The sequence below is a fragment of the Halomonas eurihalina genome (genome assembly GCF_008274785.1).
Lineage (GTDB): Bacteria > Pseudomonadota > Gammaproteobacteria > Pseudomonadales > Halomonadaceae > Halomonas > Halomonas eurihalina.
The window spans coordinates 15,256-37,785 of record NZ_VTPU01000018.1; the positions used below are offsets into that span (position 1 = coordinate 15,256).

Below are 22,530 nucleotides of genomic sequence, written 5' to 3' on the forward strand. Positions count from 1 at the left end.
CCGGTGCTCGTGATGACGCAACGCCCGTCTCCATCATCAGCAACCTGAGGGCAGGGCCCCCATGCTCAACCGTTATCCCCTGTGGAAGTATCTGCTGATACTCCTCGTCCTCGTCGTCGGCCTGATCTACGCCCTTCCCAACCTCTTCCCCGAGGATCCGGCGGTACAGATCAGCAGTGACCGCGGCGAATTTACCCTCGACGAACGACGGCTCGACCGCCTCGAGGATTCTCTCGATGAAGCGGGCATCGCCACGCAGTCCATCGAGCGTCAACCCCAGAGCGTCCTGATCCGGCTTCGCCACGCCGACGACCAGATCAGAGCACGCGACCTGCTCGGCGACTCGCTCGGCGACGACTATGTCGTGGCACTGAACCTGGCCGAATCCACGCCTTCCTGGCTGGAATCGCTGGCAGCCTCGCCCATGACGCTTGGCCTCGACCTGCGCGGCGGCGTGCACTTCCTGCTCGAAGTCGATATGGATGCTGCGCTCTCCCAGCGCCTGGAATCGGACGCCAGCGCCATGCGCAACGTCCTGCGCGACGAGCGGCTACGCTATCGCAATACCGAGATCGACGAACGCTCGATCAGCATGGGCTTCATGAATGCCGAGGATCGTGACCAGGCTCGGCAACTGATCGCTCCCGAATATCCCGAGTTCGACTACAGCAACGTCGAACAGGCGCGCGGCGCCGGCCTGGAAATGACCCTGACCGACACCGCCGTCAACGAGATCCAGGATTATGCGGTCAACCAGAACCTGACCACGCTGCGTAACCGCGTCAACGAACTGGGCGTCTCCGAGCCGTTGGTGCAACGCCAGGGGCCGAATCGCATCGTTGTCGAGCTGCCCGGCGTTCAGGATACCGCCGCTGCCAAGCGCATCATCGGCGCCACGGCCAACCTGGAATTCCGCCTCGAGGCGCGCTCCGACACGCCGGACGCCGAAACCGAGACCTTCTCGTTCCGTAACGAAGAGGCGCGTACCGCGACCTTGATGCGCGACGTGATCATTACAGGCGACCGGGTCTCGAACGCCAACCGCAGCTTCGATGAAAATGGCCGCCCTCAGGTCAACATCGATCTCGACGGCACCGGCGGCACCCTGATGAACCGTGCCACCCGCACCAACATCGGGCGCAACATGGCGGTGCTGTTCATCGAGCACAATTCCCGTGAGCGCACGGTGATGCAGGACGGCGAGCCCACCACTGTGCGTACACAGGACACCGAGCGCGGCATCATCAGCCTGGCCACCATCCAGAGCGCGCTGGGCAACAGCTTCCGCATCACCGGCCTGGAGTCGCCCACCGAGGCGGCCGACCTGGCACTGTTGCTGCGCTCTGGCTCGCTGGCCGCGCCGATGTACTTCGCGCAGGAACGCACCATCGGGCCGAGCCTTGGCGCCAAGAACGTCGAGCGCGGCATTCTGTCCGTTCAGGTCGGGCTGCTGCTGGTGGTGCTGTTCATGCTGGTGCGCTACCGGGTGTTCGGGGTGTTCGCCAACATTGCCCTGGCGCTCAACCTGACCCTGCTTGTCGCTGTCATGTCGATGCTGGGCGCCACCCTGACCCTCCCGGGCATCGCCGGTATTGTGCTGACCCTGGGGATGGCAGTGGACGCCAATGTGTTGATCTTCGAGCGCATCCGCGAGGAACTACGCAACGGGCTATCGGTCCAGCAAGCCATTCACGCCGGTTACGAGCGCGCCTTCTCGTCGATCGTCGACGCCAACATCACCACCCTACTGGTGGCGTTGATTCTGTTCTCGATCGGCAGCGGGCCGGTCAAGGGCTTCGCCGTGACGCTGTCACTGGGCATTTTGACCTCGCTGTTCACCGCACTGATGGTGACTCGTGCGATGGTCAATCTGCGCTACGGCGGCAAGCCGGTCAAGAAGCTCTGGATATAAGAGGTGGCCATGCAATCCCTCATCAATCGACAATTCGACTTCATGGGCAAGCGCCGCTATGCCTTCATCATCTCGGTGGCAACGCTGCTGATATCGGTGGTCGCGATACTGGTCCTGGGGCTCAACCTGGGACTCGATTTCACCGGCGGCACCCTGGTCGAAGTTCGTTATGCCACGGCGCCGGCGCTCAGTGCAGTCCGCGAAACCCTGGAGGCCGCCGGCTTCAAGGACGTGGCGGTGCAAACCTTCGGTGCCTCCACCGAGGTGCTGATTCGTCTGCAGCAAGCCTTCGATGCCGGTGTTGGCGACCAGGTCGTCGACCTGCTCCGCCAGGGCGGCAACAGCGTGGATCTGGTGCGTGCCGAGTTCGTCGGCGCCCAAGTCGGCGACCAACTGCGTGACCAGAGCGGTATGGGCATGCTGGTGGCGCTTGGCGTCGTCGTGCTCTACGTGGCCTTCCGCTTCCAGTACAAGTTCGCCATCGGTGCCCTGCTGGCCTTGGGCCATGATGTCTTCATCGTGCTGGGTGTCTTTGCGCTGTTCGGCTTCGAGTTCGACCTGACAGTGCTGGCAGCGGTACTCGCGGTGATCGGTTATTCGCTCAACGACACCATCGTGGTCTATGACCGCATCCGCGAGAACATCCGCAAATCGCGTATCGACGACATGCCCGCCATCTTCAACGAATCCATCAACCAGACCCTGTCGCGGACACTCGCGACATCCGGCACCACCCTGCTGGTAGTACTGGCCCTGATGATTCTTGGTGGCGACATGATCCACTACTTCGCCGTGGCACTGTTCATCGGCATCACGGTCGGGACCTTCTCGTCCATCTATGTCTCCGCCGCCCTGCTGCTACCGCTCAAGCTACAGCGCGCGGATCTGATGCCGGCGAAGAAGGAAGACGCGGAAGCCGAAGAAGAACTGCCCTAACGGTCGCGCGAAGACGACCCAACCAAAAAGCGCCACCCGGCATGCCGGGTGGCGCTTTTTCATCTAGCGGCATTTGGCGGTGTCGCTTCAGGCACCACCACCTGCTCACCGCCCTCCTCAGGCGACGCCTTGCGCGTCGGGACAAAAGACTTCACGGGCGTGGTGGTAAAGCACGCCGGCATAACCGTTGCGCTGCATCACCTTGAGGATCTTGGCGGGGTTCTCGTCATCGAGGGCACGTCGCAGCTTGTCCTGCTGCTCGTCATCGAGGGCCTCGTGCCAATGATACGGCTCGCCATTCGCGCTGGCTGCTTCGGCACGGCGCATCAAGTCCATCTCGACGCGTCCACCGTAGCGGTACAGAAGATCATAGCCTTCCTGGAGATGCAGGGCGGGCACATCGCAGGGTTTTTCCAGGCTTTCCAGCACGTTGTAGTAATAATAGCTGAGCGGTTGCATCGTCACTCCTCTCGCGGGTGGTGTTCATGGTCCGGCGAGGCCGGGGGCATGAAACCGGCGCCCGAACAGGCCGCCGGATACCTTCAACGTACACCGACTCATCGATCTAGAACAGTCTCGAGAGCGTTACGAGATGTTGTCACGACGCCCTGATGGGTCAGAGGCCGATCAGAAGTGAGGCTTGAGCTGCTTCACCAGCGCCTTGTACAGGCGCGGCCCGGCGGCCATCAGCGGCTGACTGGCCGACACCGACGGCTGGCCGTCCAGTGCTCCCATCAGGGCGCCGGATTCCTTGAGCAGCAACGAGCCGACATGCAGATCCTGATCCTCGAGCCCGAGAACGAAGGCGGCATCGACACGTCCCGACGCCAGCTCGGCCATATCCAGCAAACCGCTGCCGGATGCCCGCATCAGCTCGACCCGAGGTGCCAATTGCTGGGTCAAGGTCAAGTGCGCGGGCAGCAGCCGGGAGCGCAACTCGCTCTCGGGCAGTCCCATGGCGATGCGCGCACCGTCGATCGTGTAATGCTTGGGGACACGAATACGCTTGCCGTTGAGCTGGGCACCACGCCCACGGCTCGCCAGGTATTCGTCATCACTGAAGGGGCAGATCACCACCGCATGCTCCGGACGGCCCTTGACCATGCAGCCCACCGACAGTGCGAAGCCAGGAGCGGCAACGGTGAGGTTGGAGTAGCCATGAACGGGTTCGATGCGCCACAGGACATCGCGGCCTTCGCCCTCGCCTTCGCGATGCGGCGTATAGCGGCCAACGACACCGTGTTGCGGATAGCCTCGCGCCAGTTGACGCTGGATCAGCGTCTCGGCGTTGCGGGCAGTATCCTCGAGCAGCTTGTCGAGGCTGTGTTCTTCATGAGCATTTTCGATGCGCTCGCGAATGCGCAGGAATTGCTCGCCGGCACTGCGCGCGGCGCGCAGAGCAAATTGGACCATCGGATGCATGATCGGGCCTTGGGGAGTCTCGGTGATGTTAAAGAACGGATCGGCGCGCATCCTAGCAGATGCATGGACCCTGCGCCACGCGCTCGAAACCCAAAGCATACGAGCGGCGAGACGCGAGACCCGAACCCCGACAACCGCCTCCAGAGCTGCAGCTCCCTGCTCGAAGCTCGAAGCTCGAAGCTCGAAGCTCGAAGCTCGAAGCTCGAAGCCAGCATGCTAGACTGCGCCTTCCCCGACCTTCAACAGCCTCAACCGGAAGTTCCTCATGCTCGAACGTATTCGCATCGTTCTGATCGGCACCAGCCACCCCGGCAACATCGGCGGCACCGCCCGAGCCATGCACAACATGGGGCTCGAGGACCTGGCGCTGGTTGCGCCACGCTGCGAACCAATCACCGCAGACACCGTCTCGCGCGCCTCCGGCGCCGACGCCCTGGTGCACAACGCCAAAGTGGTCGACAGCCTGGAAGACGCGGTCGGCGACTGCAGCCTGGTGGTAGGTGCCAGCGCCCGCTCACGCACCCTGCCCTGGCCGATGGTCACGCCACGCGAACTGGGCGAGCGCTTGCCGACCGAGCTGACCGCGGCACAGGGGCGGGTTGCGCTGGTCTTCGGCCGCGAGGACAGCGGCCTGACCAACACCGAAATGCAACGTTGCCATGCCCATGTGCACATTCCCACCAACCCGGATTTCAGCTCCCTGAACCTGGCGGCCGCCGTTCAGGTGCTGGCCTATGAGTGCCGCCTGGCCTGCCAGGCCGAGCTCCCCGACACGCAGGAGCCGGATGCCGAGCCGCTGGCCAGCCACGAAGAGCTCGAGCATTACTTCGCGCATCTGGAACGCACCCTGATCGACATTGGCTTTCACGATCCGGACATGCCCCGCCAGTTGATGGCCCGGCTGCGCCGCTTCATCTTGCGGGCTCGTCCGGAGCGCATGGAGCTCAACATCCTGCGCGGCATACTCTCCGCCACGCAGCGCCAGGCCGAGCATCGCAAGGACAAATGAGCTACTGCTTGAACCCCGCTCGAGCGGCCCCCAATATGAAAGGCAACGACTCGCCCCCTATCCAAGGATCGCCGCATGTTTCAACGTCTGCGCGAGGACATCAATAGCGTATTCGCCCGCGACCCGGCGGCACGCAACTTCCTGGAAGTGCTGACCAACTATCCTGGCCTGCATGCGCTGCTGCTCCATCGCCTCGGCCACTGGCTCTGGCAACGCAATCTCAAGTGGCTGGCTCGCACTCTCTCGACCCTGGGGCGCTGGCTGACCGGCATAGAGATCCACCCGGGCGCCAGCATCGGCCGGCGCTTCTTCATCGACCACGGCATGGGCGTGGTGATCGGCGAAACCGCCAGCGTCGGCGACGATGTCACCCTCTACCAGGGCGTGACGCTGGGGGGCACCAGCTGGAATCACGGCAAGCGCCACCCGACCCTGGGTGACGGCGTAATCGTCGGCGCCGGCGCCAAGATCCTCGGCCCCTTCACCGTGGGTGCCGGTGCCAAGATCGGCTCCAACGCCGTGATCACCAAGGAGGTGCCGGCCGGCGCCACCGTGGTTGGCATTCCCGGCAAGGTGGTGCAGCGTAGCGACCCCGACAAGGAAGAAGCCCTCCAGGTCGACCCCGAACGCCGCGAGGCCATGTGCCGCAAGTTCGGCTTCGACGCCTACGGCGTCAGCCAGGACATGCCCGACCCCGTGGCCCGTTCCATGCAGGCAATGCTCGACCACATGCATGCTGTCGACGAGCGCATCGAGCGCATGTGCTCCACGCTGCACCAGATCGACGCCAGCTTCCGCGACGGCCAGCTACCGGAATTGCGTGACGAGGACTTTGCCAACATTCTCGAGGACGTCGACAGCTGCTGCCCCCCGCCCGAGGAGAACACAAGCTCCGGGGATACGGAGCCCGGCAAGCCTCGCCGCGAGCAAGACGCCGTGAGCGACCGCCACGGCAAAGGTTGACCGTCACACTGGGTCTTTACCATAATGGCTCATCCACCCGACGCCCACTTGGGCGTCGGGCCGATCAACGACCACCGACGTCCGCACCGGTGCCGAGGTGAATGCCCCATGCGCCTGACCACCAAGGGACGCTACGCCGTCACCGCCATGCTCGACCTGGCGATGCATGCCGACGAGGGGCCGATCTGCCTCGCCGATATCGCCAAGCGCCAGGAAATCTCGCTTTCCTATCTCGAGCAGCTGTTCGCGCGCCTGCGGCGCGGCGGCCTGGTGGACAGCGTGCGCGGCCCCGGCGGCGGTTATCTGCTGACCCTCTCGCCGGAGGCCATCTCGGTGGCACAGGTGATCGACGCCGTGGACGAGTCGGTGGATGCCACGCGCTGCGGCGGCATGTCGGACTGCCAGCAGGGTGACACCTGCCTCACCCACCACCTGTGGAACGAGCTGTCCGAACAGATCCACGGCTTTCTCGACGGCGTCACCCTGGGCCAACTGGCCCGCCGCGACGAGTTCCGGGCCATTGCCACGCGGCAACATCGCGCGGCCGATAACCAGATCCCGGCTTCATCGCCCTGAGCCGACGGCCCGACCGTCTCCGATTCGCTTTCACCGTTCCGAGCCCATGAGCGCACCCATTTATCTCGATTACGCCGCCACTACCCCCGTCGACCCCAGGGTCGCCGAGGTCATGAGTCGCCACCTCACGCTCGACGGGGTCTTCGCCAACCCTGCCTCGCGCAGCCATATGCCTGGCTGGCAGGCCGAACAGGCCGTCGAGAGCGCGCGTCGTCAGGTCGCCGACCAGATCGGCGCCGATCCCCGCGAGATCGTCTGGACCAGCGGTGCCACCGAGGCCGACAACCTGGCGCTGACCGGCATCATGCGCGCCAACCGCGAGAAGGGCCGCCACCTGGTGACCTCGACCATCGAGCACAAGGCGGTGATCGACACGGTCCTGGCGCTGGAGCGCGAAGGTTTCGAGGTTTCCTGGCTGACACCCGGCGAGGATGGTCGCATCGCGCCCTCGTCACTGCGTGACGCCCTGCGCGACGACACCGTGCTCGTCTCGCTGATGGCGGTGAACAACGAGCTGGGCTCGATCAACGACCTGGCCGACCTGGCCGAGGTGGCCCACGCCGGTGGAGCGCTCTTCCACACCGATGCCGCCCAGGCGATGGGCCGCCTGCCGCTGGACGTGGCGCAGAGCGGTATCGACCTGATGTCGCTCTCCGGGCACAAGGTCTACGGCCCCAAGGGCATTGGCGCGCTCTATGTGAAGCGCGATCCGGACATCCGCGTGGAAGCCCTGATTCACGGCGGCGGGCACGAGCGCGGCATGCGCTCGGGCACGCTGCCGACCCATCAGATTGCCGGCATGGGCGAAGCCTTCGCCATTGCCGGGCGCGAGGGCGAGGCCGATCAGGCCCGTATCCAGGCGCTGCACGATCGCCTGCTCGCGGGCCTCGATGACCTCGACGGCATCCAGCTCAACGGTGCTGTAGAGGTCTCGGTACCCAACATCCTCAACCTGGCCTTCACCGGGGTCGACGGCGAATCACTGCTGATGGCACTGCGCAATATCGCCGTGTCCACCGGTTCGGCCTGCAACTCTGCCAGCGTCGAGCCATCCTATGTATTGAAGGAGATCGGCGTCCCCCGACCGCTGGCGCTGGCCTCGTTGCGTTTCAGCCTCGGCCGCTTCACTACCGAGGACGACATCGACCGCACCATCGCCACTCTGCGGAATGCCCTGACCGGGCTACGCCGCTAACTCATCGAGCAGGAGGCCACCATGGCGAACCTTTCCATCACCACCGCCGCCGCCGAGCAGATCAATCGCGTGCTCGACGAGCGCGGACACGGCCTGGGTCTGCGGGTCACCGTCAAGCCCAGCGGCTGCTCGGGCTACAGCTACGTCCTCGACTTCGCCGACGAGGCATCGAACGACGACGTGGCCTTCGAGGAACACGGCGTCAAGGTCTTCGTCGCGCCAGATGCCTTGGAAATGCTCGATGGCAGTGAGGTCGACTATGTTTCGGAAGGGCTCAACCGCTTCTTCCGCTTCAACAACCCCAACGTCAAGGACGAGTGCGGCTGCGGCGAAAGCTTCAGCGTCTGACGCCCACGAGGCGCGCCGTCAATTGTTCAACACCGCCGCGGGCGGTATACTCTGCGCCCATTCGGCGCGAGGCGCCGAGCCGCACGAATCACATGCCCAGCGCCGCCCTGGTTTCCCCGGGGCGGCGCTGGGTTATCACTGCTTTATACCAAGACTGGAGAGCACGCCACATGGCCACTGAACGCACCCTGTCCATCATCAAGCCCGACGCCGTCGCCAAGAACGTCATCGGCGAGATCGAAAGCCGTTTCGAGAAGGCCGGCCTGAAGATCGTCGCCGCCAAGATGCTGCACCTCTCCCAGGAGCAGGCCGAGGGCTTCTACGCCGAGCACAAGGAGCGCCCCTTCTTCGGTGACCTGGTCGGCTTCATGACCTCCGGTCCGGTCGTGGTCCAGGTGCTCGAAGGTGAGAACGCCATCGCCGCCAACCGCGACCTGATGGGCGCCACCAACCCCAAGGAAGCCGAGGCCGGCACCATTCGCGCCGACTATGCTCAGTCCATCGACGCCAACGCCGTCCATGGCTCCGACTCTCCGGAGTCCGCAGCGCGCGAAATCGCCTACTTCTTCGAAGAAAGCGAGATCTGCTCGCGCTGAGGAAACGCTGATTCATCGCCGCGCGCGACATCAATCAGTAGCTCCCTGGTGGCAGGTTTCCTGCCGAGCGGGGGCCACACGGCCCCCGCACCTTGCCCCAACGACCCACGATGCCCGCCATGACCGCTGATACTGCCCCACAACGCCCCAACCTGCTCGGCATGACGCGCGAGGAAATGGAGGCTTTCTTCCTTTCCATCGGCGAGAAGAAGTTTCGCGCCGCCCAGGTGATGAAATGGATTCACCAGGAAGGCTGCAGCGACTTCGCGTCCATGACCAACCTGTCCAAGGCCTTGCGGGCACAGCTCTCCGAGGTCGCCGAGATACGCGGGCCCAGCGTGGTCTACGAAGGCACCTCCAGCGACGGCACCCGCAAGTGGGTACTGGAAGTGGAAGATGGCAGCTACGTCGAGACGGTGCTGATCCCGGCCGACAACGGCAAGCGCCGCACGCTGTGCGTCTCGTCCCAGGTCGGCTGCTCGCTGGACTGCAGTTTCTGCTCCACGGGCAAGCAGGGCTTCCAGCGCAACCTCACCGCCGCCGAGATCATCGGCCAGGTGTGGGTCGCCAGCAACAGCTTCGGGCCGCGCCACGATACGGCCAACCGTCCCGTCACCAATGTGGTGATGATGGGCATGGGCGAGCCGCTGCTGAATTACGACAATGTCGTGCCGGCGATGAAGCTGATGCTCGACGACAACGGCTACAGCCTCTCCAAACGCCGCGTCACCCTCTCCACATCCGGCGTGGTGCCGATGCTCGACCGCCTCGGCGACGAGCTCGACGTGAGCCTGGCCATCTCGCTGCATGCCGCCAACGATGAGCTGCGCAGCGAACTGGTGCCACTCAACCGCAAGTACAACATTCGTACCCTGCTCGATGCCTGCCAGCGTTACCTGGCCAAGTGCGCTGACACACGCATGGTCACCATCGAGTACACCCTGATCAAGGACGTCAACGATCAGCAGGAGCATGCCCGCCAGCTCGCCGAGTTGCTGCAGGAGCTGCCCAGCAAGATCAACCTGATCCCGTTCAATCCGTTTCCCCATTCGGGATACGAGACACCGTCGCGCAACCAGGTGAAGCGCTTCCAGCAGTGGCTCGCCGATCTCGGTTACACGGCGCCGATCCGCTCCACCCGCGGCGACGACATCGATGCTGCCTGCGGCCAGCTGGTGGGCCGCGTCAAGGACCGCACGCGACGCCACGAGCGCTACATCCAGTCGATCCAGCTCGACGCCGACTGAACCCGGTCACGTCTTGACTTCAATCGGGCACGACGCTTTGATGGTCAAGCTTTTTTCACCATCGGCCAGGTGTCGTGCCACCACGACACCCCAATCGAGGATGCCATGACGGGTCGCCCGAGTCTCGACGGCTACCGACAGTACCGCATCGCGGCCCTTCTGGCCGGCGCTCTCTGGCTGAGCGGCTGCGCCACGCGTGCCGACCAGCCGCCACAAGACGCCGACCCCGCCGAGGCCTACACACGCCTCGGCACGGCCTACCTGGCGCGTGACGACCTGTCGCGTGCCTCGCAGGCCCTGGGCCACGCCCTGGAGCTAGCCCCCGATGACGCCGAAGCGCGACAGACCATGGCCGTGGTGCATTACCGCCGAGGCGACAACGCCCTGGCTGAAGAGAACTTTCGTGCGGCGCTACGTGACGCTCCCGATCTCACTCGGGCACGCAACAACTACGCCGCCTTCCTGTATGATCAGGGACGTATTCGAGAGGCGTGCCATCAGTTGCAACGCGCGAGCGAGGACACTCACTACACCAACCGGGCTCAGTTGCTCGTCAATCTGGGGCGTTGCCACCGCGCAACCGGCAACGAAGCGGCGGCGCGAGCCAGCTTCGAACGTGCCTTGCGCATCGCCCCAGATCAGCCCGGCAGTCATCTGCGCCTCGCCGAGCTCGATGTCGCGCAAGGGCAACTCGCCAGCGCCGAGCGGCACCTGGAACGCTATCGGCGCCAAGCGGGCCCGGATGCGCTATCGGCTCGCCTGGCCGACGACATCGCCCGCGCCCGTGACGACCATGATCGGCCGGCAACCTCGCGAGGCACGCCCTGAGCCCTGTTTTCCAATGAAGGATGCCACGCCATGAGCGACACACCCCTCCAGGAACCCGACGCCGTCACGCCCCAGGCCTCGCCTGGCGAGCTGTTGCGTCGGGAACGGAATGCCCTGGAACTATCGCGCGAGGAGGTCGCCGCGGCCCTCAACCTTCGCCCGGCCGTGATCGACGGCCTGGAACGCGACAGCTACGAGGAGATCCCGGTCGCCACTTACCGGCGCGGATACCTGCGTAGCTACGCCAATCTGCTCGGCCTCGACGAGAATCGAGTGCTGGCGGCTTACAAGGCGCACTTCGGCCAGGACGACGAGCACAAGGTCACCCCTGTGCACATCGTCAGCAAGCCGCCCTCACGGCTCGGTGCCTGGCTGTTCCGCCTCGCCACCCTGGTCGTCATCGCCGGCCTGATCGGCCTGACGCTGATGTGGTGGCAAAGTCGTGGCGGCAGCCAGCCGCCGTCACCCAGCGACAACGCTCCGGTTGCAGTCGACGGCCTCGATGGCAGCACCACCGTCGCCGAAGATGCCTCCTCCACAGGCGATGCCACGCCGGCCCCCGAGGAGACCAGCGAAACCACCGAGAACGTGGCCAGCGACGCCGAAGCCTCGGCACCCACGGACGGCGAACCGGAGCTGCTACCGACGGCCGACGATGCCCCGGTCGCCGCGACACCGGAAGCGCCGGGGGACGCTTCGACGGCAGAAGACACCGCCACGGCGGAAGGCGACGACGCCTCCGCCGACGCTGACAATGCAGACGCTGACAATACAGGCGCTGACAATGCAGACGCCGCCGAGTCCGAGCAGGCAGCACAGGCCGACCCTCGGGTAATGAACCTGACCTTCAACGAACAGTCCTGGACCGAGATCTTCGACGCCAACAACCAGCGCGTCTTCGTCGGTCTGCAGGAACCTGGCACCACGGCACGTGTCGAGGGAGATCCGCCCTTTCGACTGACCGTGGGCAACGCGACCGGCGTCGAACTCAACTGGGGCGGCGAAAGCGTCGACCTCAGCGAGCACGCCGGTGCCAACAATGTCGCTCGCTTCACCTTGGGAGAGTGAGTCTCATGCACGCACCATCGCCCATCCAACGACGCCAATCTCGCCGCATTCATGTCGGCGACGTCCCGGTCGGAGGCGGCGCCCCCATCTCCGTGCAGAGCATGACCAACACCGACACGCTCGATGTGGATGCTACCGTCGCGCAGATCCAGCAACTGGAGAACGCCGGTGCCGACATCGTGCGCGTCTCGGTGCCGACCATGGACGCCGCCGAAACCTTCGGCCGCATCAAGCGTGCCGTGAATGTCCCTCTGGTCGCCGATATCCACTTCGACTACCGCATCGCCCTGCGTGTCGCCGAACTCGGTGTCGACTGCCTGCGCATCAACCCCGGCAACATCGGCCGCGAGGACCGCGTCGCCGCGGTGGTCAGCGCCGCGCGTGACAACGGCATCCCGATCCGCATCGGCGTCAACGCCGGTTCGCTGGAAAAGGACCTGCAGAAGAAGTACGGCGAGCCGACCCCGGCGGCCCTGGTCGAATCTGCCATGCGCCACATCGACCATCTCGACCGCCTCGACTTCCCCGACTTCAAGGTCAGCGTCAAGGCCTCCGATGTGTTCATGGCCGTCGCCGCCTACCGGGAGCTCGCCTCGCGCATCGAGCAGCCGCTGCACCTCGGCATCACCGAAGCCGGCGGCCTGCGCTCGGGCACCGTCAAGTCCTCCATCGGGCTTGGCATGTTGCTGATGGACGGCATCGGCGACACCATTCGCGTCTCGCTGGCCGCCGACCCGGTCGAGGAGATCAAGGTCGGCTTCGACATGCTCAAGAGCCTGAGCCTGCGCTCCAAGGGCATCAATTTCATCGCCTGCCCGAGCTGCTCGCGACAGAACTTCGATGTCATCGGTACCATGAACGCCCTCGAGGAGCGTCTGGAAGACGTGCTCACGCCGCTCGACGTCTCGGTCATCGGCTGCGTGGTCAATGGTCCGGGCGAGGCCAAGGAGAGCGACATCGGCCTGACCGGCGGCAGCCCTGCCAATCTCGTTTATATCGACGGCAAACCGGCCAGCAAGTTACGCAACGACCATCTGGTCGACGATCTCGAACGACTGATTCGTGACAAGGTCCGCGAGAAGCAGCAGGCCGAACAGGACGTGATCGCCCGGGACGCCTGATCCCGGCACGTGAAGGAGTCATCATTGAGCAAGAAGATCCAGGCCATTCGAGGCATGAACGACCTGCTGCCGGCGCAAGCGCCCCTGTGGCAGTACTTCGAGCAACAGGTTCGCGCGCTGATGGGGCGCTACGGATATGACGAGATCCGTACCCCCATCCTCGAGCAGACCGCGCTGTTCAAGCGCTCCATCGGCGAAGTCACCGATATCGTCGAAAAGGAAATGTACACCTTCGAGGACCGCAACGGCGACAGTCTGACCCTGCGGCCCGAGGGTACGGCAAGCTGTGTGCGCGCCGCCATGGAGAACGGCCTGCTGCACAACCAGACCCAGCGTCTCTGGTACCAGGGCCCGATGTTCCGCCACGAGCGCCCCCAGAAGGGCCGCTATCGCCAGTTCCACCAGGTCGGCGTGGAAACCTTCGGCCTCGAGGGGCCGGACATCGACGCCGAAGTGATCCTGCTGTCGGCCCGCCTGTGGAAGCAACTCGGCCTGTTCGAGCACGTCACCCTGGAACTCAACTCCTTGGGGTCGCCGGAAGCTCGTGCCGCCTATCGCGACAAGCTGGTGAGCTACTTCGAGACGCATATCGATGTGCTCGACGAGGACTCGCGCCGCCGTCTGTCCACCAATCCGCTGCGCATCCTTGATTCCAAGAATCCGGCCATGGCGGACATGCTGGCCGACGCCCCGCGCCTGATGGATCACCTGGACGACGCGTCCCGGGAACACTTCGAACGCCTCACCGCCATCCTCGACGCCGCCGGTATCGAGTACGTCATCAATCCGCGCCTGGTGCGCGGGCTGGACTATTACTCGCGGACCGTCTTCGAATGGACCACCGAGGCGCTGGGCAGTCAGGGAACGGTATGCGCCGGAGGACGCTACGACGGCCTGGTCGAGCAGCTCGGCGGCAAGCCGGTACCAGCAGTCGGCTTCGCCATGGGCATCGAGCGGCTGATCCTGCTGCTCGAGACGCTGGAGCTCGTGCCCGATGCCGTCCACGACACCCTGGATGTCTACCTCTTGCCGATGGGCGAGGCCGCCGAAGCCGCGGCCCTGGAACTGGCCGAACGGCTGCGCGATGAGCTGCCGACGCTGCGCCTGCAGCTCCACTGCGGCGGTGGCGGCTTCAAGAGCCGCATTCGCAAGGCCGACAAGAGTGGCGCTCGTCTGGCGCTCTTGCTCGGCGAAGAGGAACTCGCCGAGAACGCCGTCACTCTCAAGTTCCTGCGCGAGGAGCGTGAGCAGCGCCGTCTCTCACGCAGCGAGCTCGCCCCGGCCCTCGCCGACCTCTTGTCGGAAGCCTGACGGACCCTATATCGAACAAGGAGGCCGCCCGTGGCGGAACTGAGAACCGAAGAAGAACAGATGGAAGCCATCAAACGCTGGTGGAAGGAAAACGGCGTTTCACTGCTGGTCGGCGCGGCAATCGCCGTCGCCGGCGTCTTCGGCTGGAAAACCTGGCAGGATTACCAGGCCGGCCAGTCCGAGGCCGCCTCTCAGCGTTACCAGCAACTGCTGACCCTGAGCAGCCAGGAACAACTGGATGACGCGGCCCGTGGCCGTGCAGAGGAATTGGCCACCACCCTCAGCGAAGAGCACGGCGGCACCCTCTACGCTGACATGGCCCAACTGCTGTCGGCTCGACTGTCTGTGGAAGGCGGCGACCAGCCCGCGGCGCGCGAGGCCCTGGAAGGAGTGATCGCCAACAGCGAGCACGCCTATCTCAGCGGCCTGGCACGCCTTCGTCTGGCGCGCCTGCAGGTCGCTGCCGATGAGGCCGAAGCGGCCCTGGACACTCTCGACGGCGAGATCCCCGCCACCCTGGCCGCCCAGCAGTCAGACATTCGCGGCGATGCCTACTTCGCCCTGGAGCAGACCGACCAGGCGAGCGATGCCTGGCGTGAAGCCTTGCGGCTGGCCGAAGAAGGCGAACGCCCGCTCTACGGCGTACAACTCAAGCTCGACAACCTGGGCGTTCAGGAGACCACGTCATGAAATCGACCCTGGCGATCACCGCAATCGCGGCACTAGGACTGCTGGCAGGCTGTGCCGGCCAGGTGGATTCACAGAATCCGCCGCGCGAACTGCAGGACATCTCCCACAGCACATCCGTGAACACCCGCTGGGACGAACAGGTCGGCGATGGCCTCGGGCTGGGCGGCTACAGCCTATCTCCCGCCCAGGACGGCGATGCCCTGTTCGCCGCCGACCAGCACGGCCTGGTGATGGCACTGAACGCCAGCACTGGCCAGATCCGCTGGGAGCAGAAGCTCGACAACGGTGTTTCCAGTAGCCTGACCGCCGTGGCCGGCCAGGTCTATCTCGGCACCCGTAACGGCGAAGTCGTGGCCCTGGATCAGTCCAGCGGCGAGGAAGTCTGGCGCTCGCGCGTCAGCAGCGAAGTCCTCTCCGCTCCCCAGGTCAACAGCCAGCTGGTGGTGGTGCAGAGCATCGACGGCAACGTCACCGCCCTGGATCGCAGCAGCGGCGCGGAGCGTTGGGTCCATACGACGTCACGTCCCTCGCTGACCCTGCGTACCACCGGTACACCACGGGTCATCGACGCGGTTACCTTCGCCGGCCTGGCCAATGGCCGTCTGGTAACCATCGAGAACGGCAGCGGCCGACCCCTGTGGGAGCGACGCATCGCCACGCCCGAGGGGCGCAGCGACATCGAACGCCTGGTCGACCTGGCCGGCCAGCCGGTGCTGACTCCCGACGGACGCCTCTATGTCACCAGCTACAGTGGTCGCCTGGTCGCCCTTCAGGCCACCAGTGGCCAGGAGCTGTGGTCGCGGGACATCGCCAGCTACCAGACGCCGCTTCTGATCGGCGAGACGCTCTACATCGTTGACGCCGACAGCCACCTGCTCGCCCTGTCGGCCAGCCGCGGCGACGAGCTCTGGCACCTCGACGACCTCGAGGGCCGCAAACTGACGGCCCCCGCCTTCGCCGATGGCCGCTTGGTGGTCGGCGACTACGCCGGCTACCTGCACGTTATCGACGCCGAGAACGGCAGCCTGGTCGGCCGCACCAAGGTCGATAGCTCCGGCATCAGCGTGCGCCCGCTCACCGATGGCAAGCGTATCTATGCGCTGGCCAACGACGGTAGCCTGGAGGCTCTGGAACTCAACCCATGAATCCCGTGATCGCTCTGGTCGGGCGCCCCAATGTGGGCAAGTCGACCCTGTTCAACCGCCTTACTCGCTCGCGCGATGCGCTGGTGGCCGACTTTCCCGGTCTGACCCGGGATCGCAAGTACGGCAACGGCATACTCGGCGGCAAGACCTATACGGTCATCGACACCGGCGGCATCAGCGGCGACGAGGAAGGCATCGACGCCGCCATGGCCGAGCAGTCGCTGCAGGCCATCGATGAGGCCGACATCGTGCTGTTCATGGTCGATGGGCGCAGCGGCTTGAACGTTGCCGACGAAGCCATCGCCAACCACCTGCGCGTCAACCAGAAGAAGACCTGGCTGGTCGTCAACAAGACCGACGGCCTCGAGGAACATTCGGCCATGGCCGACTTCTGGCAGCTCGGCATCGGCGAGCCGCGCTCCATTGCCGCCGCCCATGGCCGCAACGTCACCTCGCTGATCGAGGAAGTGCTCGAGCCCTTCCCCGAGCGCGACCCGGACCTCCCCGCCGACACCGGCGCCTCGGGCATCCACATCGGGGTGATCGGTCGCCCCAACGTGGGCAAGTCGACCCTGGTCAACCGGTTGCTCGGCGAGGATCGCGTGGTGGTCTTCGACGAGGCGGGAACCACCCGCGATGCCATCGAGATCCCTTTCGAGCGTCGCGGCAAGCCCTATGTCCTGGTCGATACCGCCGGTGTCCGGCGCCGCAAGAATGTCCGCGAGGTGGCCGAGAAGTTCTCCATCATCAAGACACTGGAGGCCATCAAGGAGTGCCACGTCGCCGTCATGGTGCTGGATGCCCGAAGCGGCCTGGTCGAACAGGATTTGCACCTGCTCGACTATGTGCTGACCAGCGGCCGTGCCCTGGTGCTGGCGGTCAACAAGTGGGACGGCCTGGAGCACGAAGCCAAGGAGAAGATGCGCGCCGAGATCAAGCGTCGCCTGGGATTCGCCGACTACGCCGAGCTGCACTTTATCTCGGCGCTGCACGGCACCGCAGTGGGCGATCTCTATCCCTCGATCGAGCGCGCCTTCGAATCGGCCAACAGCCATTGGTCGACCAACCGGCTCACCAACATCCTCCGGGATGCCGTGGAGCAGCATCAGCCACCGATGATCCACGGTCGCCGCATCAAGCTGCGCATGGCCCACCAGGGCGGCACCAATCCGCCGATCATCGTGGTGCACGGCAACCAGACGGACTCGTTGCCCGAGGCCTACAAGCGCTACCTGACCAACACCTTCCGCAAGGTGCTCAAGGTGCGCGGCACGCCGATGCGCTTCGAGTTCCGCTCGGGCAAGAACCCCTATGACAACATGGCAGGGGCCAACGACCGCGAGAAGGCCAAGAAACGCGAGCTCGACCGCACCCGCTCGGCGCGCCGCGACCGACGCTGAGCGCTCCGACGTCTCGCACTCGATGCGCTGCCTGCCCTGGCTCGCAGCAACAAGCGCCGCCCACTCGGGCGGCGCTTTGCGTTCCGGCCAGCGGCTCTCGACGCCTCACGCCTCGAGGCGCAAACGCCCGACCCACTGGCAGGCGAATTGCCACGCCACCCGACCGCTGCGCCCTCCGCGCAGGGTCGCATAGCGAATCGCCTCGCCGCGGGCTTCGTCGTTCCAGTCGCCGTCATCACCCAGCCAACTCACCCAGTGGGCGCAGGCTTCCAGATAGGTCGCCTGGTCGAAGGGCCGGAAGCCCAGCCAGAGCCCGAAGCGGTCCGAGAGCGAGATCTTCTCTTCCACGGCATCGCCGTGATGCAGTTCCTCGCCCACCAGCCGGGAGGCGTCATTGTCGTTCATCGACTCCGGCAGCAGGTGGCGACGGTTCGAGGTGGCATACAGCAGAACATTCTCGGGCGGCCCGGTCAGGGTACCGTCGAGCACGCTCTTCAGCGCCTTGTAAGCGTCGTCATGTCCCTCGAAGGACAGGTCGTCGCAATAGACCACGAAGCGCTGGGGCTCGCGACGCAACCGCTCGACCAGCACCGGCAGACCGGCCAGGTCATGGCGATCCACCTGCACCAGCCGCAGCCCTTCCCCGGCCAGATCATTGAGCAGCGCCCGCACCAGCGACGACTTGCCGCCGCCCCGAGCGCCCCACAGCAAGGCATGATTGGCGGGATAGCCTCGCAGGAAGGCCCGGGTATTGTCGACCAGGGCCTTCTTCTGCCGCTCGATGCCCAGCAGATCGTCCAGGCGCAGCGCATCCCGGGGCGGCACCGGCGTCAAATGGCCACCCAGCATGTGCCGCTGCCAGAGAGCCGCCACATCGCGATTCCAATCGACTTCCACCGGCGTCGGCGGCAGCCAGGGTTCCACACGTTCCAGCACGCCGAGCAGACGCCTGGCCAGTTCATCATCCATCACTCCGTTCTCTCCTTCTTGCTATCGTGGTTCCTGGTGCCACGTGCCCTTGGTCGCCCCTATCGTAGGCAACACTCCCTGCCCTGGTTGACCCGCAAGACAGTCGCGGTATCTTGTCATCCAACAAAGCCCCGCCCCGGGGTCGATCCACGGAGGAAACCATCATGCGCTGGATGCATTATCTCGCCGTGGGCGCGCTCGGCGTGTCCCTGGCGGCTTGCACCACCTCACCGACCGGCCGCTCACAGATGCTGCTGATGAGTGAGAACGACCTCAGTCAGATGGGAGCCCAGGCCTTTTCCCAGTATCAACAGCAATTGCCGACGGCTGGCGGTGCCCAACTGAATTATGTGCAGTGCGTCACCAACGACATCGTGGCGATATTGCCTCCCGAACAACGTGACCAGAATTGGCAGGTCAAGGTCTTCGAGTCTGAAGAGGCCAATGCCTTCGCCCTGCCGGGCGGCTATGTCGGAGTGAATACCGGCCTGCTCGAGATCGCCACCAATCAGGACCAACTGGCCAGTGTCATCGGCCACGAGATCGGCCATGTGCTGGCCCACCACGCCAACGAGCGCGCCTCCACCCAGAGCGCCACCCAGCTCGGCATGTCGGTTGTCGGCACGGCACTGGGGGCCAATGGCGTGGCCGGTAGCGACCAGATCATGGCGGCACTCGGCATGGGGGCCCAGTATGGCATTCAACTGCCCTTCTCGCGCAGCCACGAGAGCGAAGCCGACAAGATCGGCCTGCAGTTGATGGCCGAGGCCGGCTTCGACCCCCGCGCCAGCATCGAGCTATGGCACAACATGAACGCCACCGGCGGCGGCCAGCCACCCGAGTGGATGTCCACCCACCCCAGCCATGGCCACCGCATCGACGGCCTGCAGGCCAACATGGACGCGGCCCTGGCCCAGTACCAACAGGCCCGGCAGGCCGGTCGCCGTCCCAATTGCCAATAGGCCACCACCCGCTCGCCCTAGGGCCGGGCGGGTGGCTCAGCGCAGGCGCACCACACGCTTGCCGACGCCCCTAGCACCGCCATCGCCGAAGAGCCCGCAGAAGGCCCGGGGCCAGTCATCGAAGCCATCCACCACATCCAGGGGCGCGACCACCGCGTCCCATTGGGCCATGTCCTGCTGGAAGCGCGCCCAGTGGGCACTTTCATGCCCCGGCACCACGAACGGCTGCAGATGCCCGCCCACCGCCGTCAAACGTGACAGGTTGCGCGGCGAGCGCCGTGGCTCGGGCGAATTGTACTGGCCGACCAACCCGCACAGCACCACGCGACCGCCCGGCACCAGGGCGTCGATGGCCGCCTCGAAGACACCAGCGCCCACGTTCTCGATGCTCAGATCGATGCCCTCCGGCGCCACCTCGGCCAGTCGCGACGCGATGTCACTGTCATGATGATCCAGCGCCGCCGCCACACCCAGCCGCTCGGTCAGCCAGTCTCGCCTGGCGGAATCACCGGCCGTGGCAACGACCCGGGCCCCGGCCCGCTGCGCCCACTGGATGGCCAGGCTGCCCACCGCACCGGCCCCGGCGGACACCAGCACGGTCTCGCCGGCTCGGGGGCGCCCATAGAGGCGCATGGCGAGCCAGGCGGTGAAGCCCGTCATGCCCCGGGCATGGAGCCAGCGCTCAGGAAAGGGCGTCGCGGCAGGGAGCACCAGGGGCGGCAGCTGCGGCGACTCGCTCGGCCCCAGCCGGCAACGTTCGGCCACGGGCATGTGACCCACCACCCAATCGCCTTCGCGCCAGGGGCCACGCGAGGCAACGACGCGCGCCAGCCCCCAGGCAGACAGGGCATCGCCGGGCCGCCAGCGCGTCAGGTAGTCATATCCCGCAGGCTGCATGCGCGTGCGCATGTAAGGATCCACCGACAGCCAGTGAGGCTCCAGCCAGGCCTCACCCGGAGCGGGCGGCTCGAGAGGAATGGAGTGGCAGACGAAGTCCTCGGGTTCGGGGCGACCCCGTGGCGTCCGCGCCAGATGCCAGGCGCGGACGGTCGTATCCCGGCAGGTCGTCACAGCAAGCGGCGCAGCATGTCCAGCACCGGGGCCACATCGGGATACTTGCCGCGCCACAGCCGGAAGGACTCGGCAGCCTGCCCGACCAGCATGCCCAGCCCGTCGATGATGCGAGCACCGCGCTCGCCGGCCCAGTGCAGGAAAACGGTCGGCTCGCTGCCGTACATCATGTCGTAGGCAACGCCGCCCTCGGCGAAGAGGTCGTCGGGCAGAGGCGGCAGGTCGCCGGCCAGGCTGGCGCTGGTGCCATTGATGACCAGATCGAAGGGACCGCGCACGGCGTCGAAGCCGCCACCGGCCACCTCGCCGAGATCCGCGAAATCGGCGGCCAGGGCCTCGGCCTTGGCCGCCGTGCGATTGGCGATGAACAGGCTGGCCGGTGCCGCCTCGAGCAGCGGCTCCAGCACGCCCCGCACCGCGCCCCCGGCGCCCAGCACCAGCACGCGGGCACCGGTCAGCTCGACATGGTGTCGATGCAGATCGCCGACCAGCCCCAGACCATCGGTAGTATCACCGCGCGTCTGGCCATCCGCATCCAGCACCAGGGTATTCACCGCCCCGGCCCGCCGGGCACGATGACTGAGGGTATCGCAGAGCCGATGCGCCTGTTCCTTGAACGGCACCGTGACATTGGCTCCCCGGCCACCCTCGGCGGTGAAGGCTCGCCAGGCACCGGCGAAGTCGTCCAGGGGCGCCTCGATGGCGACGTATTCGAGCGCCTCCCCGGTCTGGGCGGCGAAGGCGGCATGGATCGCCGGCGACTTCGAGTGACCGACGGGATGGCCGAAGACACAGTAGCGATCATTCATTGGGCTTGCTCCTCCCGCTCCGCCTCACCGAGCCAGTCCCGGGGACGGAGGTAGTCGTTCAACTCGGCCTCGGGGCTGCCCGACTCGGGCTCCCAGCCATATTCCCAGCGCGCCAGGGGCGGCATCGACATCAGGATCGACTCGGTACGCCCGCCACTCTGCAAGCCGAACAGGGTGCCGCGATCCCAGACCAGGTTGAATTCCACGTAGCGCCCTCGGCGATACAACTGGAAATCGCGCGCGCGCTGGCCCCAGGGGGTGTCGCGGCGTCGCTGCACGATGGGCAGGTAGGCGTCGAGGAAGCTGTCACCCACCGCACGCTGGAAATCGAAGCAACGCTCGAAGCCTCCCTCGTTCAGGTCGTCGAAGAACAGGCCGCCGACCCCGCGGGTCTCGTCGCGATGCTTGAGCGTGAAATAGTCGTCACACCAGGCCTTGTAGCGCGGATAGACGTCCTCGCCGAAGGGCGCACAGGCGTCCCGGGCAACACGATGCCAATGACGCACATCATCGAGCACGGGATAGAAGGGCGTCAGATCATAACCGCCCCCGAACCACCAGACCGGCGCCTCGCCCTCCTTCTCGGCGATGAGAAAGCGCACGTTGCCATGGCTGGTGGGTACATGAGGGTTCTCCGGATGCAGCACCCAGGAGACGCCCACCGCATGAAAGCTCCGCCCCGCCAGTTCCGGCCGCGCAGCCGAAGCGGAAGCCGGCAGCGTCGCCCCGTGCACGTGGGAGAAGTTGACGCCGCCCTTCTCGAACACCGCACCGTTCTCGATCACCCGGGAGCGGCCGCCCCCGCCTCCTTCGCGACGCCAGCTATCCTCGCGAAAGCCAGCCTCGCCGTCCTCGGCAGCCAGGCCTTCGCACAGGCGGTCCTGCAGATCGAGCAGGTACGTCTTGACGTCATCGAGATGCGCTTGGGCCATGGGATCTCCTCGGGAAGCGG

23 protein-coding genes are annotated in these 22,530 nt (G+C 65.6%); 17 read left to right on the forward strand and 6 right to left on the reverse strand.

Annotation, left to right across the window (positions count from 1 at the left end; translation table 11 throughout):
• Positions 1-61: 61 nt before the first annotated feature.
• Both secD and secF read left to right on the forward strand, forming a co-directional pair.
• Positions 62-1,912, forward strand: a complete 1,851-nt coding sequence (secD, locus tag FZZ93_RS15355) for a protein translocase subunit SecD (RefSeq protein WP_149323185.1) — start codon at positions 62-64, stop codon at positions 1,910-1,912.
• Positions 1,913-1,921: 9 nt separating this feature from the next.
• A complete protein-coding gene (gene secF / locus FZZ93_RS15360; RefSeq protein ID WP_149323186.1) occupies positions 1,922-2,848 on the forward strand; it encodes a protein translocase subunit SecF in 927 nt (308 codons plus the stop codon).
• Between the two features lie 117 nt (positions 2,849-2,965).
• On the opposite strand, the gene FZZ93_RS15365 is transcribed toward secF, so the two are convergent.
• A complete protein-coding gene (locus FZZ93_RS15365) occupies positions 2,966-3,307 on the reverse strand; it encodes a hypothetical protein (protein ID WP_149323187.1) in 342 nt (113 codons plus the stop codon).
• Positions 3,308-3,475: 168 nt separating this feature from the next.
• A complete protein-coding gene (locus FZZ93_RS15370) occupies positions 3,476-4,270 on the reverse strand; it encodes an inositol monophosphatase family protein (RefSeq protein WP_149323188.1) in 795 nt (264 codons plus the stop codon).
• A 265-nt stretch (positions 4,271-4,535) separates the two neighbouring features.
• Here FZZ93_RS15370 and trmJ point away from each other — a divergent pair, with 265 nt between their 5' ends.
• From trmJ to der, 14 genes are all read left to right on the forward strand, one after another.
• Positions 4,536-5,279, forward strand: coding sequence for a tRNA (cytosine(32)/uridine(32)-2'-O)-methyltransferase TrmJ (gene trmJ / locus FZZ93_RS15375; protein WP_149323189.1), 744 nt, complete (start codon positions 4,536-4,538; stop codon positions 5,277-5,279).
• 75 nt (positions 5,280-5,354) lie between these two features.
• Positions 5,355-6,242, forward strand: a complete 888-nt coding sequence (gene cysE / locus FZZ93_RS18785) for a serine O-acetyltransferase (protein ID WP_149323190.1) — start codon at positions 5,355-5,357, stop codon at positions 6,240-6,242.
• A gap of 108 nt (positions 6,243-6,350) precedes the next feature.
• Positions 6,351-6,818 carry a Fe-S cluster assembly transcription factor gene (locus FZZ93_RS15385; RefSeq protein ID WP_149323191.1) on the forward strand — a complete coding sequence of 156 codons (468 nt, stop codon included), beginning with the start codon at positions 6,351-6,353 and terminating at the stop codon, positions 6,816-6,818.
• Positions 6,819-6,864: 46 nt separating this feature from the next.
• The gene (locus FZZ93_RS15390; RefSeq protein ID WP_149323192.1) at positions 6,865-8,013 is read left to right on the forward strand and encodes an IscS subfamily cysteine desulfurase; all 1,149 of its coding nucleotides are present in this window, start codon (positions 6,865-6,867) and stop codon (positions 8,011-8,013) included.
• A 21-nt stretch (positions 8,014-8,034) separates the two neighbouring features.
• Positions 8,035-8,361: a HesB/IscA family protein gene (locus FZZ93_RS15395; protein ID WP_013331147.1), complete on the forward strand. Its 327-nt coding sequence runs from the start codon at positions 8,035-8,037 to the stop codon at positions 8,359-8,361.
• 170 nt (positions 8,362-8,531) lie between these two features.
• Positions 8,532-8,957 carry a nucleoside-diphosphate kinase gene (gene ndk, locus FZZ93_RS15400; protein ID WP_064700887.1) on the forward strand — a complete coding sequence of 142 codons (426 nt, stop codon included), beginning with the start codon at positions 8,532-8,534 and terminating at the stop codon, positions 8,955-8,957.
• A 119-nt stretch (positions 8,958-9,076) separates the two neighbouring features.
• Complete coding sequence (gene rlmN / locus FZZ93_RS15405) at positions 9,077-10,204, forward strand: dual-specificity RNA methyltransferase RlmN (protein ID WP_149323193.1); 1,128 nt, start codon at positions 9,077-9,079, stop codon at positions 10,202-10,204.
• A 105-nt stretch (positions 10,205-10,309) separates the two neighbouring features.
• Positions 10,310-11,032, forward strand: a complete 723-nt coding sequence (gene pilW, locus FZZ93_RS15410; protein WP_149323194.1) for a type IV pilus biogenesis/stability protein PilW — start codon at positions 10,310-10,312, stop codon at positions 11,030-11,032.
• A gap of 30 nt (positions 11,033-11,062) precedes the next feature.
• Positions 11,063-12,100: a RodZ domain-containing protein gene (locus tag FZZ93_RS15415; RefSeq protein WP_149323195.1), complete on the forward strand. Its 1,038-nt coding sequence runs from the start codon at positions 11,063-11,065 to the stop codon at positions 12,098-12,100.
• Between the two features lie 5 nt (positions 12,101-12,105).
• A complete protein-coding gene (gene ispG, locus FZZ93_RS15420; protein WP_149323196.1) occupies positions 12,106-13,221 on the forward strand; it encodes a flavodoxin-dependent (E)-4-hydroxy-3-methylbut-2-enyl-diphosphate synthase in 1,116 nt (371 codons plus the stop codon).
• 24 nt (positions 13,222-13,245) lie between these two features.
• Positions 13,246-14,532 (forward strand): histidine--tRNA ligase, encoded by a 1,287-nt coding sequence (gene hisS, locus FZZ93_RS15425; protein ID WP_149323197.1) that lies wholly within the window; start codon positions 13,246-13,248, stop codon positions 14,530-14,532.
• Positions 14,533-14,562: 30 nt separating this feature from the next.
• Positions 14,563-15,222 (forward strand): YfgM family protein, encoded by a 660-nt coding sequence (locus FZZ93_RS15430; protein WP_149323198.1) that lies wholly within the window; start codon positions 14,563-14,565, stop codon positions 15,220-15,222.
• A complete protein-coding gene (bamB, locus tag FZZ93_RS15435; RefSeq protein WP_149323199.1) occupies positions 15,219-16,367 on the forward strand; it encodes an outer membrane protein assembly factor BamB in 1,149 nt (382 codons plus the stop codon). Before FZZ93_RS15430 ends, bamB begins: the two co-directional genes overlap by 4 nt.
• A complete protein-coding gene (der, locus tag FZZ93_RS15440) occupies positions 16,364-17,767 on the forward strand; it encodes a ribosome biogenesis GTPase Der (RefSeq protein ID WP_149323200.1) in 1,404 nt (467 codons plus the stop codon). Before bamB ends, der begins: the two co-directional genes overlap by 4 nt.
• Before the next feature lie 105 nt (positions 17,768-17,872).
• On the opposite strand, the gene FZZ93_RS15445 is transcribed toward der, so the two are convergent.
• A complete protein-coding gene (locus FZZ93_RS15445) occupies positions 17,873-18,736 on the reverse strand; it encodes an ATP-binding protein (RefSeq protein WP_149323242.1) in 864 nt (287 codons plus the stop codon).
• A 164-nt stretch (positions 18,737-18,900) separates the two neighbouring features.
• On the opposite strand from FZZ93_RS15445, the gene FZZ93_RS15450 reads away from it, so the two are divergent.
• Positions 18,901-19,698, forward strand: a complete 798-nt coding sequence (locus tag FZZ93_RS15450) for a M48 family metallopeptidase (protein ID WP_149323201.1) — start codon at positions 18,901-18,903, stop codon at positions 19,696-19,698.
• Positions 19,699-19,734: 36 nt separating this feature from the next.
• Here the strand turns inward: FZZ93_RS15450 and FZZ93_RS15455 are convergent, their stop codons facing one another.
• The 3 genes from FZZ93_RS15455 to hemF are packed head-to-tail and all read right to left on the reverse strand — an operon-like array spanning position 19,735 to position 22,510.
• Positions 19,735-20,769, reverse strand: coding sequence for an MDR family NADP-dependent oxidoreductase (locus FZZ93_RS15455; RefSeq protein ID WP_187774552.1), 1,035 nt, complete (start codon positions 20,767-20,769; stop codon positions 19,735-19,737).
• Positions 20,766-21,578 (reverse strand): shikimate dehydrogenase, encoded by an 813-nt coding sequence (aroE, locus tag FZZ93_RS15460; RefSeq protein WP_149323203.1) that lies wholly within the window; start codon positions 21,576-21,578, stop codon positions 20,766-20,768. Before aroE ends, FZZ93_RS15455 begins: the two co-directional genes overlap by 4 nt.
• Positions 21,575-22,510 carry an oxygen-dependent coproporphyrinogen oxidase gene (hemF, locus tag FZZ93_RS15465; RefSeq protein WP_149323204.1) on the reverse strand — a complete coding sequence of 312 codons (936 nt, stop codon included), beginning with the start codon at positions 22,508-22,510 and terminating at the stop codon, positions 21,575-21,577. The genes aroE and hemF overlap by 4 nt, the downstream gene beginning before the upstream one ends.
• Positions 22,511-22,530 lie beyond the last annotated feature (20 nt).